The sequence below is a fragment of the Pseudomonas fluorescens genome, from assembly GCF_002837185.1.
Classification (GTDB): Bacteria; Pseudomonadota; Gammaproteobacteria; order Pseudomonadales; family Pseudomonadaceae; genus Aquipseudomonas; species Aquipseudomonas fluorescens_AM.
In genome coordinates, this window is sequence record NZ_KZ477987.1 from 245,812 (window position 1) to 265,395 (window position 19,584).

The 19,584-nt window shown below is 61.1% G+C and carries 22 protein-coding genes; 14 read left to right on the plus strand and 8 right to left on the minus strand.

Features of this window, described 5'->3' with window-relative positions; all coding sequences use genetic code 11:
* Window positions 1-75: 75 nt before the first annotated feature.
* From CIB54_RS04795 to CIB54_RS04820, 6 genes are all read left to right on the plus strand, one after another.
* Entirely contained in the window at window positions 76-1,026 is a 951-nt protein-coding gene (locus CIB54_RS04795; protein ID WP_101218825.1) for a choline sulfate utilization transcriptional regulator, read from the plus strand.
* 30 nt (window positions 1,027-1,056) lie between these two features.
* Window positions 1,057-1,383, plus strand: coding sequence for a DOPA 4,5-dioxygenase family protein (locus CIB54_RS04800; RefSeq protein WP_065953362.1), 327 nt, complete (start codon window positions 1,057-1,059; stop codon window positions 1,381-1,383).
* A 164-nt stretch (window positions 1,384-1,547) separates the two neighbouring features.
* The gene (locus CIB54_RS04805; protein WP_101218827.1) at window positions 1,548-2,507 is read left to right on the plus strand and encodes a 2-dehydro-3-deoxygalactonokinase; all 960 of its coding nucleotides are present in this window, start codon (window positions 1,548-1,550) and stop codon (window positions 2,505-2,507) included.
* A 1-nt stretch (window position 2,508) separates the two neighbouring features.
* On the plus strand, window positions 2,509-3,129 hold the full coding sequence (locus CIB54_RS04810) for a 2-dehydro-3-deoxy-6-phosphogalactonate aldolase (RefSeq protein WP_065953364.1): 621 nt from the start codon (window positions 2,509-2,511) through the stop codon (window positions 3,127-3,129).
* 48 nt (window positions 3,130-3,177) lie between these two features.
* A complete protein-coding gene (gene dgoD / locus CIB54_RS04815) occupies window positions 3,178-4,326 on the plus strand; it encodes a galactonate dehydratase (RefSeq protein ID WP_003187297.1) in 1,149 nt (382 codons plus the stop codon).
* Between the two features lie 185 nt (window positions 4,327-4,511).
* Window positions 4,512-5,816, plus strand: a complete 1,305-nt coding sequence (locus CIB54_RS04820; protein ID WP_101218829.1) for an MFS transporter — start codon at window positions 4,512-4,514, stop codon at window positions 5,814-5,816.
* 36 nt (window positions 5,817-5,852) lie between these two features.
* Here CIB54_RS04820 and CIB54_RS04825 read toward each other — a convergent pair whose 3' ends face one another.
* From CIB54_RS04825 to trpB, 3 genes are all read right to left on the minus strand, one after another.
* Complete coding sequence (locus tag CIB54_RS04825; RefSeq protein ID WP_101218831.1) at window positions 5,853-7,514, minus strand: FAD-binding oxidoreductase; 1,662 nt, start codon at window positions 7,512-7,514, stop codon at window positions 5,853-5,855.
* A 171-nt stretch (window positions 7,515-7,685) separates the two neighbouring features.
* Complete coding sequence (gene trpA / locus CIB54_RS04830; protein WP_065953367.1) at window positions 7,686-8,495, minus strand: tryptophan synthase subunit alpha; 810 nt, start codon at window positions 8,493-8,495, stop codon at window positions 7,686-7,688.
* Window positions 8,495-9,721, minus strand: coding sequence for a tryptophan synthase subunit beta (trpB, locus tag CIB54_RS04835; protein WP_065953368.1), 1,227 nt, complete (start codon window positions 9,719-9,721; stop codon window positions 8,495-8,497). Before trpB ends, trpA begins: the two co-directional genes overlap by 1 nt.
* A gap of 110 nt (window positions 9,722-9,831) precedes the next feature.
* Here trpB and CIB54_RS04840 point away from each other — a divergent pair, with 110 nt between their 5' ends.
* Complete coding sequence (locus CIB54_RS04840; protein WP_065953369.1) at window positions 9,832-10,728, plus strand: LysR family transcriptional regulator; 897 nt, start codon at window positions 9,832-9,834, stop codon at window positions 10,726-10,728.
* Here the strand turns inward: CIB54_RS04840 and CIB54_RS04845 are convergent.
* On the minus strand, window positions 10,725-11,051 hold the full coding sequence (locus CIB54_RS04845; protein WP_003170746.1) for an ElaB/YgaM/YqjD family protein: 327 nt from the start codon (window positions 11,049-11,051) through the stop codon (window positions 10,725-10,727). The genes CIB54_RS04840 and CIB54_RS04845 overlap by 4 nt on opposite strands.
* A 156-nt stretch (window positions 11,052-11,207) precedes the next feature.
* On the opposite strand from CIB54_RS04845, the gene CIB54_RS04850 reads away from it, so the two are divergent.
* The gene (locus CIB54_RS04850; RefSeq protein WP_065953370.1) at window positions 11,208-11,423 is read left to right on the plus strand and encodes a dodecin; all 216 of its coding nucleotides are present in this window, start codon (window positions 11,208-11,210) and stop codon (window positions 11,421-11,423) included.
* Between the two features lie 116 nt (window positions 11,424-11,539).
* Entirely contained in the window at window positions 11,540-11,764 is a 225-nt protein-coding gene (locus CIB54_RS04855) for a DUF1161 domain-containing protein (RefSeq protein WP_101218833.1), read from the plus strand.
* Between the two features lie 60 nt (window positions 11,765-11,824).
* Here the strand turns inward: CIB54_RS04855 and CIB54_RS04860 are convergent, their stop codons facing one another.
* Window positions 11,825-12,826 (minus strand): LLM class flavin-dependent oxidoreductase, encoded by a 1,002-nt coding sequence (locus CIB54_RS04860; RefSeq protein WP_065953372.1) that lies wholly within the window; start codon window positions 12,824-12,826, stop codon window positions 11,825-11,827.
* Window positions 12,827-13,041: 215 nt separating this feature from the next.
* Here CIB54_RS04860 and CIB54_RS04865 point away from each other — a divergent pair, with 215 nt between their 5' ends.
* Window positions 13,042-13,473: an OsmC family protein gene (locus tag CIB54_RS04865; protein ID WP_065953373.1), complete on the plus strand. Its 432-nt coding sequence runs from the start codon at window positions 13,042-13,044 to the stop codon at window positions 13,471-13,473.
* A gap of 206 nt (window positions 13,474-13,679) precedes the next feature.
* The gene (locus tag CIB54_RS04870) at window positions 13,680-13,919 is read left to right on the plus strand and encodes a DUF1161 domain-containing protein (protein WP_065953374.1); all 240 of its coding nucleotides are present in this window, start codon (window positions 13,680-13,682) and stop codon (window positions 13,917-13,919) included.
* Here the strand turns inward: CIB54_RS04870 and CIB54_RS04875 are convergent, their stop codons facing one another.
* On the minus strand, window positions 13,920-14,342 hold the full coding sequence (locus CIB54_RS04875) for a PA0061/PA0062 family lipoprotein (RefSeq protein ID WP_065953375.1): 423 nt from the start codon (window positions 14,340-14,342) through the stop codon (window positions 13,920-13,922).
* A gap of 103 nt (window positions 14,343-14,445) precedes the next feature.
* Here CIB54_RS04875 and CIB54_RS04880 point away from each other — a divergent pair, with 103 nt between their 5' ends.
* Complete coding sequence (locus CIB54_RS04880) at window positions 14,446-15,489, plus strand: aminopeptidase (protein WP_101218835.1); 1,044 nt, start codon at window positions 14,446-14,448, stop codon at window positions 15,487-15,489.
* A gap of 86 nt (window positions 15,490-15,575) precedes the next feature.
* Here CIB54_RS04880 and CIB54_RS04885 read toward each other — a convergent pair whose 3' ends face one another.
* A complete protein-coding gene (locus CIB54_RS04885; RefSeq protein WP_101218837.1) occupies window positions 15,576-16,235 on the minus strand; it encodes an HAD family hydrolase in 660 nt (219 codons plus the stop codon).
* A complete protein-coding gene (locus CIB54_RS04890) occupies window positions 16,232-16,774 on the minus strand; it encodes a gamma carbonic anhydrase family protein (RefSeq protein WP_065886751.1) in 543 nt (180 codons plus the stop codon). The genes CIB54_RS04885 and CIB54_RS04890 overlap by 4 nt, the downstream gene beginning before the upstream one ends.
* A gap of 101 nt (window positions 16,775-16,875) precedes the next feature.
* Here CIB54_RS04890 and prlC point away from each other — a divergent pair, with 101 nt between their 5' ends.
* A complete protein-coding gene (gene prlC / locus CIB54_RS04895) occupies window positions 16,876-18,927 on the plus strand; it encodes an oligopeptidase A (RefSeq protein ID WP_101218839.1) in 2,052 nt (683 codons plus the stop codon).
* Complete coding sequence (locus tag CIB54_RS04900) at window positions 18,924-19,199, plus strand: YheV family putative zinc ribbon protein (RefSeq protein ID WP_065953379.1); 276 nt, start codon at window positions 18,924-18,926, stop codon at window positions 19,197-19,199. Before prlC ends, CIB54_RS04900 begins: the two co-directional genes overlap by 4 nt.
* Window positions 19,200-19,584: the final 385 nt, after the last annotated feature.

The window sequence follows — 19,584 nt, forward strand, 5'->3', positions numbered from 1 at the left end:
TATGCCAATGAGCATGCGGTCCATGAAAAACGTGGTAAAGCCCATGAAGAACAATGCCTAGGATAAGCACAGCTTATGTATGAAGCGCTGGGTGACCTCTCACTCGACCTGCTGCGCGCGTTCGAAGCGGCTGCGCGGCGGCGCAGTTTCACCGCCGCGGCGATGGAACTGGGTACCACCCAACCGGCCATCAGCCAGCAGATCAAACGGCTTGAAGAGCAGTTGGCGATCCGCTTGTTCGATCGCATCTACCGTGGCATCGAATTGACCGACGCCGGCGCCCTGCTGTTCGAACACGTGCAGGCCGGCCTGCAAACCATCCACCTGGGCCTGGGCACCGTCACCCAGCAGGACCAGCACGAAGTGCTGCAAGTGGCCACTGACTTCGCCTTTGCCGCCTACTGGCTGATGCCGCGCCTGCATCGCTTCCACCAGGACAACCCGCAGGTTGACGTGAGCCTGGTGACCAGCGAGCGCAACCACGCCAGCCTGCGCAGCGACATCGACGTCGCCGTGCTGTTTGGCGATGGACGCTTCAAGCAAGGCGACAGCCTTTGGTTGTTCAACGAGGAAGTGTTCCCGGTGTGCAGCCCGCAGTGGCTCAACAACCAGGCCACTGCGCTGACCGTACAGACCCTGCCGGACTACCCCCTGCTGCACCTGCGTCAGGAAAACAATCGTCAATGGTTCGATTGGGCCGGTGTGTTTCGCGAGCTGGGGATCAGCGCCGCGCCCACCCCTGGCCAGTTGCGTTTCGACAATTACACGCTGCTGATTCAGGCGGCTATTGCCGGCCAGGGCGTCGCGATCGGCTGGCGCCACCTGGTGGATAACCTGCTGGAGCAGAACTGGCTGTGCAGACCGATCAGCGACACGGTGGTCTCGCGCTTGGGCTATTACGTGGTGCAGCCCCAGCGCAAGCGTCGCGGGCAGTTGGTCGAACGGTTTGTCGATTGGCTGATGGCAGAGCAGGCCAGCAGTGCGCAGTCATTGACCGGGCTGGCCCTGCCGTCGATTGCGGTCTAGGATCGGCGCACAGTGGATCCGGAGTCCGTCATGCAACGTATCAAGGGCTACCACGCCCATATCTACTTCGACGCCAACACCCTCGACCAGGCACGCACCTTGTGTGAAGACGCGGCAGCGCTGTTCCCGCTGCGCATGGGGCGTGTGCATGAGCGTCCGGTGGGCCCGCACCCGGACTGGAGCTGCCAGTTGGCATTCGAGCCGGAATACATTGGCGTGGTATTGCCGTGGCTGGCGCTGCATCGCAACGGCCTGGTGGTGTTCCTGCACCCCGAGACTGGCGATGACCTGAAGGATCACACCGATTACGCGATCTGGATGGGTGCGATGCGCGAGCTGGATTTGTCGATTTTTTAACCTGTCCAGGCGGCTGCAATGCTCATTTTCCCAAGAATGCGTAGGATTTCTTGCGGCAATCTCCCAATATATGGGACTGATATTTATATATTGAGATATTACAAAGCTTAGGTTTATATTCGCCCATCTGCTTTTTTCAGCACCCACTCATTTCAGGTGAAGCGATGCAGGCGCAATTGATCGCGCTCGATTGGGGAACCAGCTCCCTTCGTGCTTACAAACTAGGCCCCGCCGGCGTGGTGCTGGAGCAACGCTCACTGGCGTCGGGCATCATGCATTTGCCCAACGAACCGCGTGACATTGCGGGCGTGCGCTGCAGCAATGGTTTCGAGCTGGCCTTCGACACCGCGTGTGGGGACTGGCTCGACGCCCAGCCCGAACTGCCGGTGATTGCCTGCGGCATGGTCGGCAGCGCACAGGGGTGGAGCGAAGCGGCTTATCGCAACACCCCGGTGGATGTGGCCAGCCTGGGCCAGGCGCTGCATAAGGTGCGCAGCGTGCGTGGCGTTGATGTGCATATTGTGCCGGGCGTGATCGAACAGGTCGGCCTGCCCAATGTGATGCGCGGCGAAGAAACCCAGGTGCTCGGTGTGCTGCACGGGCTTGCGAGCGAAGTGCTGATCGGCCTGCCGGGCAGCCATTCCAAATGGGTCGAGGTGGTCGAGGGATGTATCACTCACTTCGACACGTTCATGACCGGTGAGCTGTTCGCCGTATTGAGCCAGCACAGCATCCTGGGACGCACCCAGAAATCATCGGAACATTTCCAGACCGAGGCGTTTGATCGCGGCGTGCATGTGGCGCTTTCGGCGGACGGCCAGCGCGGCGTGCTCTCGACCCTGTTCAGTGCCCGCACCCTCGGCCTGACCGCCCAACTGACGCCTGAGCAGCAGCCCGACTACCTGTCCGGCCTGCTGATCGGTCATGAACTCGCCGGTTTACCCGACAGCGCAAAACCCAAGCCGATCGTCCTGGTCGGTGCCGCCCCCCTCTGCGCCCGCTATCAACGTGCCCTCGCGCTTTGCGGCTTCGCCGACGTCAGCCTGGCGCAGGCAGCCAGCGAGCGCGGTTTGTGGCAACTGGCCGTGGCGGCCGGGCTCACTCAACCTGTAACGGAGGCCTGACATGCTTAAAAGAGCACTTGCACAAAACGGTCTGATCGCGATCCTGCGCGGTGTGCGCCCGGACGAAGCCGAAGCCGTCGGCCAGGCGCTGTACCAGGCCGGTTTTCGCGTCATCGAAGTGCCGCTTAACTCGCCGGACCCCTACACCAGCATCCGCACCCTGCGCGACAGCCTGCCCGCCGATTGCCTGATTGGTGCCGGGACGGTGCTGACGCCCGAGCAGGTCGAGCAGGTCAAGGCCGCCGGCGGCCAGGTGATCGTGATGCCCCACAGCGATGCCAAGGTATTGCGGGCGGCGAAAGCAGCCGGCTTGTATCTGTCGCCGGGCGTCGCCACGCCGACCGAAGCCTTTGCCGCACTGGCCGAAGGTGCCGATGTATTGAAGTTGTTTCCGGCCGAGCAAATGGGCCCGGCGGTCATCAAGGCGTGGCTTGCGGTATTGCCGGCGGGCACGTTGCTGCTGCCGGTGGGCGGTATTACGCCGGACAACATGCAAGTGTTCACCGACGCCGGTGCCAAGGGCTTCGGGCTGGGGTCCGGGTTGTTCAAGCCGGGTATGACCGTAGAGCAGGTTGCGAGCCGCGCCCAGGCTTATGTCGCGGCCTGGAAAGCCCTGAGCTGATTTCAAGTTCCGCGCCTGCTGGCGCTGCATCTATAAGAGAGACAACAGATGAAAATCACCAAACTGACGACCTTCATCGTCCCGCCGCGCTGGTGCTTCCTCAAAGTCGAAACCGACCAGGGCGTCACCGGCTGGGGTGAGCCCGTGGTTGAAGGTCGCGCCCACACCGTGGCCGCTGCCGTCGAAGAATTGTCCGACTACCTGATCGGTAAAGACCCACGCAATATCGAAGACATCTGGACTGTGCTCTATCGCGGCGGTTTCTACCGCGGTGGCGCTGTGCACATGAGCGCCCTCGCCGGTATCGACCAGGCGTTGTGGGACATCAAGGGCAAGGCCCTGGGCGTGTCCGTCAGCGACCTGCTGGGCGGCCAGGTGCGTGACAAGATCCGCGTGTATTCATGGATTGGTGGCGACCGCCCCGCCGACACCGCCCGCGCCGCCAAAGAGGCCGTGGCCCGTGGCTTCACTGCGGTGAAAATGAACGGCACCGAAGAGCTGCAGTTTGTCGACAGCTTCGAAAAGGTCGACCTGGCCCTGGCCAACGTCGCTGCCGTGCGTGATGCGGTCGGACCTAACGTCGGCATTGGCGTCGATTTTCATGGTCGCGTGCACAAGCCCATGGCCAAGGTCCTGATGAAGGAACTGGACCCGTACAAGCTGATGTTCATCGAAGAGCCGGTGCTCAGCGAAAACTACGAGGCCCTCAAGGAACTGGCACCGCTGACCAGCACCCCGATTGCCCTGGGCGAGCGGTTGTTCTCGCGCTGGGATTTCAAGCGAGTGCTCAGTGAAGGTTATGTCGACATCATTCAGCCGGATGCGTCCCACGCCGGCGGCATCACCGAAACCCGCAAGATCGCCAACATGGCCGAAGCCTATGACGTGGCCCTGGCCCTGCACTGCCCGCTGGGCCCGATTGCGCTGGCGGCCTGCCTGCAATTGGATGCGGTGTGCTACAACGCGTTTATCCAGGAACAAAGCCTGGGCATTCACTACAACGAGAGCAACGACCTGCTCGACTACGTGCGCGACCCGGGCGTGTTCGATTATGACCAGGGCTTCGTGAAGATCCCCAACGGGCCGGGCCTGGGCATCGAGATCAACGAGGAATACGTGGTCGAGCGCGCGGCCATCGGCCATCGCTGGCGCAACCCGATCTGGCGCCATGCCGACGGCAGTTTCGCCGAGTGGTGATGTTGACTGGCTAAAATGTGGTCAAAAATGTGGGAGGGGGCTTGCCCCCGATGGCGGTGGAACAGCCAGTACATCAGTGGATGACACACCGCAATCGGGGGCAAGCCCCCTCCCACATTTGATTCGGTTTTTTCAGACAGCTCAGTTTTTCAGACCTCAATAAACATAAAAAGAGGCACTTCCCCATGCACCCTGAACCCCTCACCGGACAGGCTTCTTTAGTCACGCCCAGCCGAAAGCGCTTCTTCATCATGGTGCTGCTGTTCATCACCGTGGTGATCAACTACCTCGACCGCAGCAACCTGTCGATTGCCGCTCCCGCGCTGACCAGCGAGCTGGGCATCGACCCGGTCCATGTCGGGCTGATTTTCTCGGCGTTCGGCTGGACCTATGCCGCGATGCAGATCCCTGGCGGCTGGTTGGTCGACCGTGTGCCCCCGCGCATTCTCTACACCGTCGCCCTGCTGTTGTGGTCCATCGCCACCGTCATGCTTGGCTTTGCCGCAAGCTTCATCGCATTGTTCGTGTTGCGCATGGCTGTCGGCGCCCTGGAAGCCCCGGCTTATCCGATCAACAGCCGGGTCGTGACCACCTGGTTTCCCGAGCGTGAGCGCGCCACGGCGATTGGCGTCTACACCTCCGGGCAGTTCGTCGGGCTGGCGTTTCTCACCCCCGTGCTGGCGTGGCTGCAGCATGCGTTCGGCTGGCACATGGTGTTCGTCGCCACCGGTGGCGTCGGCATTTTATGGGCGGTGATCTGGTACGCGGTGTACCGCGAGCCCAAGGATTTCAAAGGCGCCAACGCGGCGGAAATCCAGCTGATCCGTGACGGCGGTGGCCTGGTGGATATGCAGGCACACACGGCCAAGGCGCCGTTCAGCTGGGTTGACCTGGGCATTGTGCTGAGCAAGCGCAAATTGTGGGGCATCTACCTGGGGCAGTTCTGCCTGAACTCCACCCTGTGGTTTTTCCTGACCTGGTTCCCGACCTACCTGGTGAAGTATCGCGGCATGGATTTCATCAAGTCCGGTCTGCTCGCCTCACTGCCGTTTCTGGCGGCGTTCGTCGGTGTCCTGTGCTCCGGGATTTTTTCCGACTGGCTGATCCGCCGGGGCGCGTCGGTGGGCTTTGCGCGCAAGTTGCCGATCATTGGCGGGCTGCTGATTTCCACCGCGATCATCGGCGCCAACTACGTGGACTCCACCGCCTGGGTGATTGCGTTCCTGGCGGTGGCGTTTTTCGGCAATGGCCTGGCATCGATCACCTGGTCGCTGGTGTCCACGCTGGCGCCTGCGCGCTTGCTGGGGCTGACCGGTGGCGTGTTCAACTTCATCGGCAACTTGTCAGCCATTGCCACGCCGATCGTGATTGGTTTTCTCGCCAGCGGTGATTCGTTTGCGCCGGCGATTACCTATATCGCAGTGCTGGCGTTGCTTGGCGCGCTTTCCTACGTGTTGCTGGTGGGCAAGGTCGAGCGCATTGAGCTGTGAAATCAGGCGACCGTAAGGTCGCCTTTTTTTATTTGTCTACGGCACGGACATCTCGTTACGGAACACATTGTGCGGGTCCCAATGCCGCTTGGTGCGGCGCAGGCGACTTTCTATCGGCGTCTCGGGGCAGAAAATCTTGTACCAAAAGGGGTTTTTAGGGTTGGCCGGATCACCGCCGACGTGGGTCATGTCGAGGTCCGGATAGTTGATATAGCAGCCCTCGAACTGGTCATTGATCGGTACTCCCTGGTCATTGACGAACGCTTGGAAAAACAGTCCCTGAATCCATCGGGCGTGGGCCTGATCCGCCGCCTCGCTGGCATCGTGCCAATAACATTGGGGCTGCCACCTCAGATAGGAGGAGCGTTGCGAAACCGACGACTCCTTGCGCACCGCCGGTGAGGGCTCATTGATGCGCCCGCCAAACGACTGGATTTGTATCAGGCTCTGGGTCAAGTGTTCCTCGGGGGCGTCCAGGTGCAGCGTGTCCCAGATCGCCTGGAGCACCTGAGGGGTGAATTCACCCTTCTGATAGGCCGACTTGTAGCGCCCTCGCAGATTGTCCCCTGAACCATTCAAGGTTTGCTGGCACACCAGCCAATCCAGGCGCCGCGTGGCCGCTAATGCGTCTGGCAATGCACTGATGGTGCGTCCGCTGGCGCCGCCGCTTGGCATATGCACAACGTAAAACGGCACCAGGCATTCCGTCGCGGGCAGGCCAATGGCCGCGAGCATTTTTGCGACGAAATCCACGAAGGGCGCCTGGTCCTCCAGCCCTCCGTCCCGATCGACGTAGTGGATGCCCAGGGTCACATTACCGGTGTGCAGATGGCGCATTTCCAGTTTGGTGGCCAACCCCCAGGTGTCGGGATTGCGTTGGTTAACGGCGAACCAGTTTTGATAGGCGATAAGCAGGTTGTCGAGCCTGGACTTATCGGTCAGCAGCGACCAATCCCATTCCAGCACCAGCCATAGCACTTCCTTCGGCGCCTCGGGCAGTGCCTTGAAGTAGTAGCTGGTGATGATGCCGAATTGACCACCGCCTGCGCCGCAGCACGCCGCGAAGAGGTCGAGCTCGTCAGGGTCTGTGCTGTCTCGCGAGACATGCACAGGTGTCAGGCCGGTTCCCTGTGCATTGGGCACCAACATATCCACACCGTGCAGCCAATCGCACACCAGGCCATGCTTGCGTGACAACAACCCATAGCCGCCCCCGCAGATATGCCCGCCCAGCCCGACCGAATAGCATGAGCCCCCCGGCAGTGTTTTATTGGCCAGCTTGTACAACCTGACGTAGGCGTCCCAGTTCTGCGCACCCGCCTCCAGGCGAAAACCGTAGCGCTCGGGCCGCGCCGGCACCAGCTGGGAAGCGATTTGCCCATCGGCAGCGTAGACCACTTGGTTCAGAGGGCTGATATCCAGGATCGATAACACCTCGTCGCCGTTGCCGGGCATCTTGTTGGAGACGAAACCTTCGTAACAGTGACCACCGCTTCGAACCGTGATACGCCCATCGGTGACGGCCAGCGCCTCGGCGGCGGCGTCGACGATGTCCTGGGGACTGTGGCAGAGGTAGATGCGATTGGCGCCATTGGGCGACGACTCGCCCTGCTGGTTGCCCAATGGCCAGCGCAGGTTGAAGCCTTTTTGCAAGGTGGAATGACGGGGGTCTGAAGACGTGATGAGATCAAATGCCATGATGTACTCCTTAAGAGCCAAGGATGACTTCTGATGCAGCTAACTTAACAACCGAGAGGCAAGAACTGCGGGGGGCTTGCGGAGGCGGTTAGACGACAAGACGCATGAAGTGCTTGTGGGATGACTGCATGTCACCCCACAAGCCTAGCGCAAGAATCCAGACAGGCGCGCTTACCGACGAGCGTTACGCACGCCTTCCGATAGCGCTGCGCAATGGCTCAATACACCATCGATCGCTTGCTGGTCGCTGCCGGCGCTGGCGATGTGATCGATCAGCGCAGACCCCACCACCACCCCGTCCGCCAGGCGCGCAATGGCCGCCGCTTGCTCCGGCGTACGGATGCCGAAGCCGATGCTGATCGGCAGGTCGGTGTGGCGACGCAGGCGATTCACGGCTTCTTCGACGTGCTCCAGGGTGGCCGCGCCGGCACCGGTCACACCCGCCACCGACACGTAGTACACAAAGCCGGAGCTGCCGTTGAGCACCGTCGGCAGGCGTACGTCGTCGGTGGTCGGCGTGGTCAGGCGGATAAAGTCGATACCCGCCGCCTGGGCCGGATCGCACAGTTCGCCGTTATGTTCAGGCGGCATGTCCACCACGATCAGGCCGTCTACGCCAGCTGCCTTGGCATCGGTGATGAATTGCGGCACACCGTACTTGTGGATCGGGTTGAAGTAGCCCATCAACACCAGCGGCGTGTCGTTGTTGTCTTTGCGGAACTCGCGAACCATCTGCAGGGTTTTCGCCAGGTTCTGCTTGGCCTCCAGCGCACGGATGTTGGCCAATTGGATGGCCGGGCCATCGGCCATCGGGTCGGTGAAGGGCATGCCCAGCTCGATCACGTCGGCTCCGGCAGCGGGCAGGCCTTTGAGGATCGCCAGCGAGGCGTCATAACCCGGGTCGCCGGCGGTGACGAAGGTCACCAGGGCGGCGCGGTTCTGCTCTTTGAGTTGCGCGAAGCGCGTTTGCAGGCGGCTCATCAATGTTTCTCCTGCTGGGACTGTTCCATATGGTGCATGACGGTCTGCATGTCTTTGTCGCCCCGGCCGGACAGGTTGATCACCATCAGGTGGTCCTTGGGCAGGGTCGGTGCGCGTTTGAAGACTTCAGCCAGGGCGTGTGCGCTTTCCAGTGCTGGAATGATCCCTTCCAGGCGGCAGCATTTGTGGAAGGCGTCGAGGGCTTCATCGTCGGTCACCGAGGTGTACTGGACGCGGCCGATGTCGTGCAACCAGGCGTGTTCAGGGCCGATGCCGGGGTAGTCCAGGCCTGCGGAGATCGAGTGCGCGTCGATGATCTGGCCGTCATCGTCCTGCAGCAGGAAGGTGCGGTTGCCGTGCAATACACCGGGTACCCCGCCATTGAGGCTGGCGGCATGCTTGCCGGTTTCGATGCCATGGCCGGCTGCTTCAACGCCGATGATTTCGACGCTGGTGTCATCCAGGAACGGGTGGAACAAGCCCATCGCATTGGAGCCGCCGCCGATGCACGCCACCAGGCTGTCCGGCAGGCGGCCTTCCTGGGCTTGCAATTGGTCGCGGGTTTCCTTGCCGATCACGGCCTGGAAATCGCGCACCATGGCCGGGTACGGGTGCGGGCCGGCCACGGTGCCGATCAGGTAGAAGGTGCTGTCGACATTGGTGACCCAGTCACGCAGGGCTTCGTTCATTGCGTCTTTCAGGGTACCGGTGCCGGCGACCACCGGGATCACTTCAGCGCCCAGCAGCTTCATGCGAAACACGTTGGCCTGTTGGCGTTCGATGTCGGTGGTGCCCATGTAGATCACGCATTGCAGGCCAAAGCGCGCGGCGACGGTGGCAGTGGCCACGCCGTGCATGCCGGCGCCGGTCTCGGCGATGATGCGCTTCTTGCCCATGCGTCGAGCCAGCAGGATCTGGCCGATGCAATTGTTGATCTTGTGCGCCCCGGTATGGTTCAGCTCTTCGCGCTTGAGGTAGATCTTGGCGCCGCCGCAGAACTCGGTCAGGCGTTCAGCGAAGTACAGCGGGCTTGGGCGTCCGACGTAATCGCGCTGGAAGTAGGCCAATTCTTCGTTGAACGCCGGATCGATCTTGGCTGCTTCGTATTCACGGGCCAGCTCGAGGATCAACGGCATCAGGGTTTCAGCGACGTAGCGGCCGCCGAACGCGCCAAACAGGCCGTTGACGTCAGGGCCGTTGCGCAGGTCGGTCTGGGACTGAGTCATGGGACGCTCCAGGAATGAAGGGGTGTGGAAAACAATGAGGACCACTCTACCCCTGCCGCTGCGGGCTGAAAACCGATAAGATCGCCGCAACCTGTCAGGAAAACTCACATATGAGTCGAGATCTTCCGCCGCTCAATGCGCTGCGCGCGTTTGAGGCCACCGCCCGTCTCAGCAGCGTCAGCCAAGCTGCGGAGCAATTGCATGTCACCCATGGCGCAGTCAGTCGCCAGTTGAAAGTGCTGGAAGAACACTTGGGGGTCAGCCTGTTCGTCAAAGACGGGCGCGGCCTTAAACTCACAGATGCGGGGGCAAGGTTGCGCGACGCCAGCGCCGAGGCGTTCGAGCGTCTGCGCGATGTGTGTGCCGAACTCACCCAGCGCAGCGCCGACGCACCGTTTGTACTGGGATGCTCGGGCAGCCTGCTGGCCCGCTGGTTGATCCCGCGTCTGGGGCGCTTGAATGCCGACTTGCCGGACTTGCGTCTGCACCTGTCGGCGGGTGACGGCGATCTCGACCCCAGGCGCCCCGGCCTTGATGCCTTGCTGGTATTCGCCGAGCCACCGTGGCCGGCGGATATGCAGGTGTATGAGCTGGCCAGCGAGCGCATCGGCGCGGTCATGAGTCCACGATTCGCCGGTTACGAGCGCCTGCGCCAGGCACCCGCCCAGGCCTTGCGTGGCGAGCCTTTGTTACACACCACATCGCGCCCGCAGGCCTGGCCCAGCTGGGCGCAGCAACACGGGATCGAGCCCGGCGCGCTGAAATTCGGCCAGGGTTTTGAACATTTGTATTATTTGCTGGAGGCAGCCGTGGCGGGCCTGGGCGTGGCGATTGCGCCACAACCGCTGGTGGCAGAGGACCTGCGAGCGGGTCGGCTGGTAGCGCCGTGGGGCTTCAGTGAAACTCCGGCGCACCTGGCGTTGTGGCTACCCAAGCGCGCCGCAGATGGGCGCGCCGGGCAATTGGCGCAGTGGCTCAAGGCTGAGCTGGCGCGCCAAATCGTTTAGTCGCCGCGCTTGCACAGCAGGTAAGCCGCCAGCAGACCCAGTGCACCGACAGCGACGCCGGCTGTGGTCCATGGGTGCTCTTGTGCGTAGTCGCGAGTGGCAACGCCGGTTTCGCGGATTTTGACTTTGCTTTCTTCGTAGGCATCGCTGATCAGGTGGCGAGAGTGCTTGAGGGCATTCTCGGCATTGCTTTTGAGGGCCTTCAGCGTTTTGCGCGACTCATCGGATGCGTCGTCCTTGAGGCTCTCGAGGGATTTGAGCAGGCTCGAAATCTCGGCTTCCATGCTTTCCAGCGACGCTTTGCGTAAAGAAGTGTTGGCCATGTGGACATCTCCTGAAGTGATTGAGTGGCGTGTGTAGATACCGACTGCGGCCGTTTCAGAAAGTGCATTAAATCTGAACTTTCGTAGCCAAGCGGTCGCCTCAAGCAGTACGAATATTCACTGCTAGTCTTGATTGACGACCCTAGGAGAAATGCCATGAGTGAACATCACACCTACAAGAAAGTCGAATTGGTCGGCTCATCCACCACCACCATCGAAGATGCGATCCAGAATGCCCTGGCCGAAGCCAGCAAAAGCCTCAAGCATCTGGAGTGGTTTGAAGTGACTGAAACACGTGGGCATATCGAGAATGGCAAGGTCGCGCACTATCAGGTCACTCTCAAGGTGGGATTCCGAATTGCCACTAGTTGATCGGGCGCGTGGAACTTTGATCGCTGGCCGATTGCCATAACCTGCGCTACACCCAATGCATGCCGACGCCTTAAGCGTCGGCATGCTCTTTTCGACCAGCGCAAGGAAAGTATCGGATGAAGAAGTTCTTGTTGGCGGTAGGTTTGTTGAGCATTGCAGGTACGGCCCTGGCGGCGGGCAAACCTTGTGACGAGCTGAAAAGCGACCTCACGGCAAAGCTTGATGCCAAGGGCGTTCAGCACTATTCGCTGGATGTTGTGGACAAAGGCGCTGCCGCCGATGGCCAAGTGATTGGCAGTTGCGAAGGCGGCACCAAGGAAATCGTCTACAAGCGCGGTTAATCCCGTGTTGCAGACCTGAAAAACCGACGCAGGCGCGTCGGTTTTTTTTCGTCTGGGGGTTTAGCCCTTCATCACCTGCGCCAGCAGCTCGTAGGAATGAATCCGATCGGCATGCTCATACAGGTCGCAGGTAAAGATCAGTTCGTCGGCGCCGGTCTGTTCGATCAGCACCTGCAGTTTGGCGCGGATTTTCGCCGGGCTGCCCACCATCGCCAGGCCGAGGAAACTGCCCACCGCCTCTTTCTCGTGGGGCAGCCACAGGCCGTCCATGCTTTTCACCGGCGGGCGCTGCACCAGGCTTTGCCCACGCATCAGCGCGAGAATGCGCTGGTACACCGAGGTGGCCAGGTAGTCGGCCTGTTCATCGGTGTCAGCGGCGACCAGCGGAATGCCGAGCATCACGTAGGGCTTGTCCAGCACGGCCGACGGCGTGAAGTGATTGCGGTACACCCGAATCGCTTCATGCATCAGGCGCGGTGCGAAATGTGAGGCGAAGGCGTAGGGCAAGCCACGTTCACCGGCCAATTGCGCGCTGAACAGGCTCGAGCCCAGCAACCATACCGGCACGTTGGTGCCGGTGCCCGGTACCGCGATCACTCGCTGATCGGGCGTGCGCGGTCCGAGGTAGGCCATCAGCTCGGCCACGTCTTGCGGGAAGTCGTCCGCGCTGCCGGAGCGTTCACGGCGCAGGGCGCGGGCGGTCATCTGGTCGGAACCGGGCGCACGGCCAAGGCCCAGGTCGATACGGCCAGGGTACAGGCTCTCCAGGGTGCCGAACTGCTCGGCGATCACCAGCGGCGCGTGGTTGGGCAGCATCACCCCGCCGGAGCCGACACGGATAGTCGAGGTCCCACCGGCCAGGTAGCCGAGCAACACCGACGTGGCCGAGCTGGCGATACCGTCCATATTGTGGTGTTCGGCCACCCAGAAACGGTTATAGCCGAGCTTTTCCACATGCTGGGCAAGGTCCAGGGAATTGCGCAGCGATTGCGCCGCACTGCCATTGGCGCGCACGGGCACCAGGTCGAGGGTCGAGAACTTTACGTCGGACAGCGATTTCATAGCCTGCTTCTCCAATAGGGGCGCAGGCTTCTTAGACGAACCAAAACCTGCCGCTTCATGTGCATGTTCTATGCAATGAGGGCATATACCCGAGATTCAATAGCAGTTATGAAATTTCCTACTTATTTGGTAGGTCTTTCCGACAAGATGAACTTTGCCATGGCGTCTATCCTCAGAACCTTACCGACGCAAAACCACCGTTCGAGGAGAAAGCTATGAGTATCGTTAAAAAGGCATCCGCGCATTGGGAAGGTGATCTGAAGACCGGCCTGGGTTCCATTTCCACCGAGACCGGCGTGCTGCGCGAAGCGCCCTATGGCTTCAAGGCACGTTTCGAAGGCGGCAAGGGTACCAACCCTGAAGAGCTGATCGGTGCGGCCCACGCCGGCTGTTTCTCTATGGCGTTTTCCATGATTCTCGGCGATGCAGGCCTTAAGGCTGACAGCATCGACACCGAAGCCCAGGTGACGCTCGATCAGGTCGAGGGCGGTTTTGCGATTACCGCTGTGCATCTGGTGCTTAAAGCCAAGATTCCGGGCGCCAGCCAGGCGCAGTTCGACGAACTGAGCAAAAAGGCCAAGGAAGGGTGCCCGGTATCCAAAGTGCTGAACGCAACCATCACCCTGGATGCCACGCTGGTGAGCTAACCCCAGGATCGTGTGGGAGGGGGCTTGCTCCGGATAGCAGAGTGTCAGTCGACGCATATATGACTGATGCACCGCTGTCGGGAGCAAGCTCTCTCCCACATTTTTTGTTCTGCGTTAAATAAGAACTCGTGTTTCCTAAATGTGGTCCTATAGCCTATGCAGCCTAGACGCACACCCGTGCGCAATGCATTCAGGGAGCTACACACATGAAACGTTTTGCTTTGGCGGTCATCTGCGGCGTATTGGCCACTTCGGCTGTGGCCGCGCCAAAAGACTGCGAAGAGCTCCGCAAGGAAATCGAAGTAAACATCCAGGCCAAGGCGATCCCGTCCTATACCCTGGAAATCATCACGGCCGAGGAAGCCAAGAATCACGACAGCGCCATGATCGTCGGCACGTGCGAAAACGGCACCAAGCGCATCCTCTACCAGAAGAACAACGACTGATCAGATGCAGTTCACGCTGCGCTCTTCAGCCAGCAACTGGCGCGTCGAGTCATACAGGCGGATGTTGGGCGTGAACGCCAGTGAGCGCCCTTCCAGTACGTAGCGCTGGCCGGCCTGGAAGTGGTCGTACTGCAAGGTCATGAAGCAGGTTCGGTACATCATCTGGCTGAGCCCCCCCAACCCACCACCGGCGGGCACTTCGAAGTCGAAGCGCACCATCAGTTCGTGGGCCCCGGGCGGCATTTGGAAATAGCGCCCGTCTTCGAGGTTTTTCCCGTCCAGGCGCTGAGCCATGACCAATTTGGCGCCCGGGGTGGGTGTGGTGAAATCCACCCAGGCCTGCTGCGGGTCCACGGGTGGGATCGGCGTCGATGCGCAAGCGCTGAGCAACAGGGCGGCGACGGGATACAAAAGCTGGCGCATGGCAGGTACTCAACGCGAGAAGATATTTTGAGTATAAACACGCCATCACGCGGAACATTCAAATTCAATTCAAGCGCACCCACTACCCAGGAGCAGTCGCGGCATGATCAGGCGTTTTCTTCCAGGGTTGATGGTTATGTTGCTCAGCGGCTGCTCCAGCGTCAGTTACTACGGCCAGTTAGCAAGTGGCCAGTGGCAACTGCTGCGGGCGCGGGAACCGGTGGCCGAGGTCATCGCCGATCCGGCCCGTCCTCAATCGTTGCGTGAGCATCTGCTTCAATCCCAGAAGGCCCGCGCGTTCGCCAGCGAACAGCTGCACTTGCCCGACAATCAAAGCTACCGGCTGTATGCCGATATTGGTCGACCCTATGTGGTGTGGAATGTCTTCGCCACGCAGGAATTTTCTTTGTCTGCGCAAAACCACTGCTTCCCCATCGCCGGTTGCGTGGCCTACCGCGGCTATTACAGCCAGGGTGCGGCGCGTGGCGAGGCGGCGTTGCTGCGCCAACAAGGCATGGACGTGGCGATTGGCGGCGTCGAAGCCTATTCCACGCTGGGCTGGTTCAACGACCCGATCATCAGTTCGATGATGAACTGGGGCGATGAGCGTTTGGCCACGCTGATCTTCCACGAGCTGGCGCATCAGCGCGTCTACGTGAAGGACGACACCGAATTCAATGAGTCATTCGCCAGCTTTGTCGAGCAGGAAGGTACGCGACAATGGCGCGCCGCCCGTGGCCTGGCGCCGCTGAGCGATGCGACGTTGCAGCAGCGCGACCAGTTTACCCAGTTGATACTCGATACCCGCAAACGCCTGGAAAACCTCTACGCCCAGCCGTTGGCGGCCGATGTGATGCGCCAGGCCAAGGCCGCGCAGTTCGAACGCCTGCGCAGGGAGTACCGCCAACTGCGCGACAGCCAGTGGGGCGGCGACAAGCGTTACGACGCGTGGATCAACCAGCCGATGAACAACGCGCGGCTGCTGCCGTTCGGGCTGTACGACCAGTGGGTGCCGGCGTTTGCGGCGTTGTTTGCGCAGGAGGGACGGGATTGGGTGAAGTTCTATGGGGCGGTGGAGAAGTTGGGAGGGTTGCCGGTGGAGCAGCGCAGGGCGGTGTTGAGGCAGTTGGAGAAAGCTGCTCTTTAGGGCCTCATCGGGGGCAAGCCCCCTCCCACATTTTGAGCGGTGTACACAGGTCAATTGTGGGAGGGGGCTTGCCCCCGATGGCGGCCTCAAGGCCGCTGCAAAAATGCCTGATGCATGTCTGCCAACGTCTCAAAATGCCAGGTCGGCGCTTCGGCATTCAGCTCTTCAAAGCTGCCAAACCCATAGCCTACCGCCGCCGAGTCGAGCCCATTGCTGCGCGCGCCGATCAGGTCATGCTTGCGATCACCGATCATCAAGGTGGTGGCCGGGTCCAGCCCTTCTTCACGCACTAGGTGGGCGATCAGCTCGACCTTGTTGGTGCGCGTGCCATCCATCTCGCTGCCGTAAATCACCTTGAAGTGCTTGGCAAAGTCGAAATGCCGCGCGATCTCGCGGGCGAATTCCCACGGCTTGGATGTCGCCACATACAGTTGGCGGCCCTGGCGGTTCAGTTCTTCCAGCAAGGGCATCACGCCGTCGAATATCTGGTTTTCATAAAGTCCGGTGACCTTGAAGCGCTCGCGATAGAAATTCACCGCTTCCCACGCCTTGGCCTCGTCGAAGCCATAGAACTGCATGAACGCCTGCAGCAACGGCGGGCCGATGAAGTGTTCGAGCCGGGTCAGGTCCGGCTCGTCGATGCCCAGTTTGCCGAGGGCGTACTGGATCGACCGGGTGATGCCCTCGCGCGGGTCGGTGAGGGTGCCATCCAGGTCGAACAGCACGGTCTGGTGGTGCAGGGTCATTGGTCGAATCCTTGCGCGATGTGCAGGTCTTTGAGCTTCACGTAGTTCGCCGCGCTGTAGGTGAAAAAGGCACGCTCCTTGTCGGTCAGTGGGCGGACCTGTTTAACCGGACTGCCGACATACAAAAAGCCGCTGTCGAGTTTCTTGCCCGGCGGCACCAGACTGCCGGCCCCAATGATCACGTCATCCTCCACCACTGCGCCGTCCATGACGATGCTGCCCATGCCAATCAGGATGCGGCTGCCCACGGTGCAGCCATGCAGCATGACTTTGTGAGCGATGGTGACGTCGTCACCGATCAACAGCGGGAAACCGTCCGGGTTGAACGGGCCGGCGTGGGTGATGTGCAGGACACAGCCGTCCTGCACGCTGGTGCGCGCACCGATACGGATACGGTGCATGTCGCCGCGAATAACCGTCAATGGCCAGACCGAGCTGTCGGCGCCGATTTCGACATCGCCGATCACCACCGCCGAAACATCGACAAAAGCCCCGGTGCCCAGGGTTGGCGTGTGATTCTGATAGGTGCGAAGGGTCACGATAGCCTCTCTCTGTTGTACTGATAGCTGCGGTGGGTGTTGATTGTAATTAAGATGGCCCCATCTTTGTCTTATCTGTTTCTTCAGCCAAGGTGCCAACCGTGAGCGCGAACAACCCCCTTCTGCAGCCCTACGACCTGCCGCCGTTCTCGGCGATCCGTGCCGAGCATGTCCAGCCGGCCATCGAACAGATCCTGGCCGACAACCGTGCAGCGATCGCAGACATCCTGCAAAGCCAGGGCAAAAATCCGACATGGGCGGGTCTGGTCCTGGCCATGGACGAGCTCAACGATCGCCTCGGCGCGGCCTGGAGCCCTGTCAGCCACCTCAATGCGGTGTGTAACAGCGCCGAGCTGCGCGAAGCCTATGAGGCGTGCCTGCCGGCATTGAGCGCCTATTCCACCGAGATGGGGCAGAACCGTGAACTGTTCCAGGCCTTCGAAGCCCTGGCCAACAGCCCGGAGGCCGCTGGTTTCGATGTGGCGCAAAAAACCATCCTGGAACACGCCCTGCGCGACTTCCGCCTGTCGGGTATCGATTTGCCGCCCGAGCAGCAGAAGCGCTACGCCGAAGTGCAAAGCAAGCTGTCGGAGCTGGGCAGCAAATTCTCCAACCAGTTGCTGGACGCTACCCAGGCCTGGACCCGGCACGTCAGCGACGAAGCCACCCTCGCCGGCCTGACCGATTCGGCCAACGCGCAAATGGCCGCCGCCGCCCAGGCCAAAGGTCTCGATGGCTGGCTGATCACTCTCGAATTTCCGAGCTATTACGCGGTAATGACCTACGCCCAGGACCGTACCCTGCGTGAAGAAGTCTACGCGGCCTACTGCACCCGCGCGTCGGACCAGGGCCCGAATGCCGGTCAGAACGATAACGGCCCGGTGATGGAACAGATCCTCGACTTGCGTCAGGAACTGGCTCAATTGCTGGGCTACGCGTCGTTTGCCGAACTGAGCCTGGCCACCAAAATGGCCGAGTCGAGCGATCAGGTGCTGAGTTTCCTGCGCGACCTGGCCCGGCGCAGCAAGCCGTTCGCGACCCAGGACCTGCAGCAGCTCAAGGCCTACGCCGCCGAACAAGGTTGTGCCGACCTGCAAAGTTGGGACAGCGGTTTCTACGGCGAAAAACTGCGCGAGCAGCGCTACAGCGTGTCCCAGGAAGCCCTGCGCGCCTACTTCCCGATCGACAAGGTGCTTGGCGGCCTGTTCGCCATTGTGCAGCGCCTGTATGGCATCGAAATCGCCGAGCAGAAAGGTTTCGACGCCTGGCACCCGGACGTGCGCCTGTTCGAGATCAAGGAAAACGGCCAGCACGTCGGCCGCTTCTTCTTTGACTTGTATGCCCGCGCCAACAAGCGTGGCGGTGCCTGGATGGACGGCGCCCGCGACCGCCGCCGCACCGTCGATGGCGTGCTGCAAAGCCCGGTGGCCAACCTGGTGTGCAACTTCACCCCGGCCGACAGTGGCAAGCCTGCCCTGCTGACCCACGATGAAGTCACCACCCTGTTCCACGAATTCGGCCATGGCCTGCACCACCTGTTGACCCGCGTTGAACACGCCGGCGTATCCGGTATCAACGGCGTGGCCTGGGATGCGGTGGAGTTGCCGAGCCAGTTCATGGAGAACTGGTGCTGGGAGCCTGAAGGCCTGGCGCTGATTTCCGGTCATTACGAAACCGGTGAACCGTTGCCCCAGGACCTGCTGGAAAAAATGCTCGCGGCGAAGAATTTCCAGTCCGGCCTGATGATGGTGCGCCAGCTGGAGTTCTCGATGTTCGACTTCGAACTGCACGCCACCCACGGCGACGGTCGCAGTGTGGCGCAGGTGCTGGAAGGTGTGCGCGATGAGGTCTCGGTGATGCGTCCGCCGGCCTACAATCGTTTCCCCAATAGCTTTGCGCATATCTTCGCCGGCGGTTATGCGGCGGGTTACTACAGCTACAAGTGGGCCGAAGTGCTCTCGGCGGATGCCTTCTCCAAGTTCGAAGAAGACGGCGTGCTCAATGCCCAGACCGGCCGCGCCTTCCGGGAAGCGATTCTCGCACGGGGCGGTTCCCAGGAACCGATGGTGTTGTTCGTCGACTTCCGCGGACGGGCGCCGTCGATTGACGCACTCTTGCGCCACAGCGGCCTGAGTGAGGACGCGGCAGCATGAGTGAAGGGCCTGTGATTACCAAAAAGCAATTCATCGCCGGGGCGGTCTGCCCGGCGTGCAGCGAGCCGGACAAGCTGAAGATGTGGACCGAAGACGACGTGCCGCACCGCGAATGTGTGGCCTGCGGCTATACCGATACGCTCAATGACCAGGGGCTGTCAGTGCCCAGGGAGCTGGGTACGCGGGTCAATACCTCGGCCTTGAAAGCGCCGGCCGACCCTAAGGTGCAAGCGGTGCAGTTCTTCCCCAATCCAAAGCTGAAAAAAGACTAGCAGCCTTACGCCGATCCAAGATGTGGGAGGGGGGCTTGCCCCTGTGACGGCCGGACAGCCGACGCGGTTCTACCTGACACGCCGAGGTCCAAATGTGGGAGGGGCTTGCCCCTGTGACGGCCGGACAGCCGACGCAGTTCTACCTGACACTCCGAGGTCCAAATGTGGGAGGGGCTTGCCCCTGTGACGGCCGGACAGCCGACGCGGTTCTACCTGACACTCCGAGGTCCAAATGTGGGAGGGGGCTTGCCCCCGATGGCGGCCTCTGGGCCGACCAGGATGCTGGATTGGAACGAGTACATATCCGTTTCTGCAGTAACGGCTGCTATGGGTTCCGCTTTTACAGCGGGTCACTTTTGGAAAAGAGCCCCAAAAGTAACCAAAA

What these genes read in the sequence shown, in the direction of transcription:
- CIB54_RS04795 (WP_101218825.1), top strand. Translation starts at nt 76, where the DNA reads ATGTATGAAGCGCTGGGTGACCTCTCACTCGACCTGCTGCGCGCGTTC.
- CIB54_RS04800 (WP_065953362.1), top strand. Translation starts at nt 1,057, where the DNA reads ATGCAACGTATCAAGGGCTACCACGCCCATATCTACTTCGACGCCAAC.
- CIB54_RS04805 (WP_101218827.1), top strand. Translation starts at nt 1,548, where the DNA reads ATGCAGGCGCAATTGATCGCGCTCGATTGGGGAACCAGCTCCCTTCGT.
- CIB54_RS04810 (WP_065953364.1), top strand. Translation starts at nt 2,509, where the DNA reads ATGCTTAAAAGAGCACTTGCACAAAACGGTCTGATCGCGATCCTGCGC.
- dgoD (WP_003187297.1), top strand. Translation starts at nt 3,178, where the DNA reads ATGAAAATCACCAAACTGACGACCTTCATCGTCCCGCCGCGCTGGTGC.
- CIB54_RS04820 (WP_101218829.1), top strand. Translation starts at nt 4,512, where the DNA reads ATGCACCCTGAACCCCTCACCGGACAGGCTTCTTTAGTCACGCCCAGC.
- CIB54_RS04825 (WP_101218831.1), bottom strand. Translation starts at nt 7,514, where the DNA reads ATGGCATTTGATCTCATCACGTCTTCAGACCCCCGTCATTCCACCTTG.
- trpA (WP_065953367.1), bottom strand. Translation starts at nt 8,495, where the DNA reads ATGAGCCGCCTGCAAACGCGCTTCGCGCAACTCAAAGAGCAGAACCGC.
- trpB (WP_065953368.1), bottom strand. Translation starts at nt 9,721, where the DNA reads ATGACTCAGTCCCAGACCGACCTGCGCAACGGCCCTGACGTCAACGGC.
- CIB54_RS04840 (WP_065953369.1), top strand. Translation starts at nt 9,832, where the DNA reads ATGAGTCGAGATCTTCCGCCGCTCAATGCGCTGCGCGCGTTTGAGGCC.
- CIB54_RS04845 (WP_003170746.1), bottom strand. Translation starts at nt 11,051, where the DNA reads ATGGCCAACACTTCTTTACGCAAAGCGTCGCTGGAAAGCATGGAAGCC.
- CIB54_RS04850 (WP_065953370.1), top strand. Translation starts at nt 11,208, where the DNA reads ATGAGTGAACATCACACCTACAAGAAAGTCGAATTGGTCGGCTCATCC.
- CIB54_RS04855 (WP_101218833.1), top strand. Translation starts at nt 11,540, where the DNA reads ATGAAGAAGTTCTTGTTGGCGGTAGGTTTGTTGAGCATTGCAGGTACG.
- CIB54_RS04860 (WP_065953372.1), bottom strand. Translation starts at nt 12,826, where the DNA reads ATGAAATCGCTGTCCGACGTAAAGTTCTCGACCCTCGACCTGGTGCCC.
- CIB54_RS04865 (WP_065953373.1), top strand. Translation starts at nt 13,042, where the DNA reads ATGAGTATCGTTAAAAAGGCATCCGCGCATTGGGAAGGTGATCTGAAG.
- CIB54_RS04870 (WP_065953374.1), top strand. Translation starts at nt 13,680, where the DNA reads ATGAAACGTTTTGCTTTGGCGGTCATCTGCGGCGTATTGGCCACTTCG.
- CIB54_RS04875 (WP_065953375.1), bottom strand. Translation starts at nt 14,342, where the DNA reads ATGCGCCAGCTTTTGTATCCCGTCGCCGCCCTGTTGCTCAGCGCTTGC.
- CIB54_RS04880 (WP_101218835.1), top strand. Translation starts at nt 14,446, where the DNA reads ATGATCAGGCGTTTTCTTCCAGGGTTGATGGTTATGTTGCTCAGCGGC.
- CIB54_RS04885 (WP_101218837.1), bottom strand. Translation starts at nt 16,235, where the DNA reads ATGACCCTGCACCACCAGACCGTGCTGTTCGACCTGGATGGCACCCTC.
- CIB54_RS04900 (WP_065953379.1), top strand. Translation starts at nt 18,924, where the DNA reads ATGAGTGAAGGGCCTGTGATTACCAAAAAGCAATTCATCGCCGGGGCG.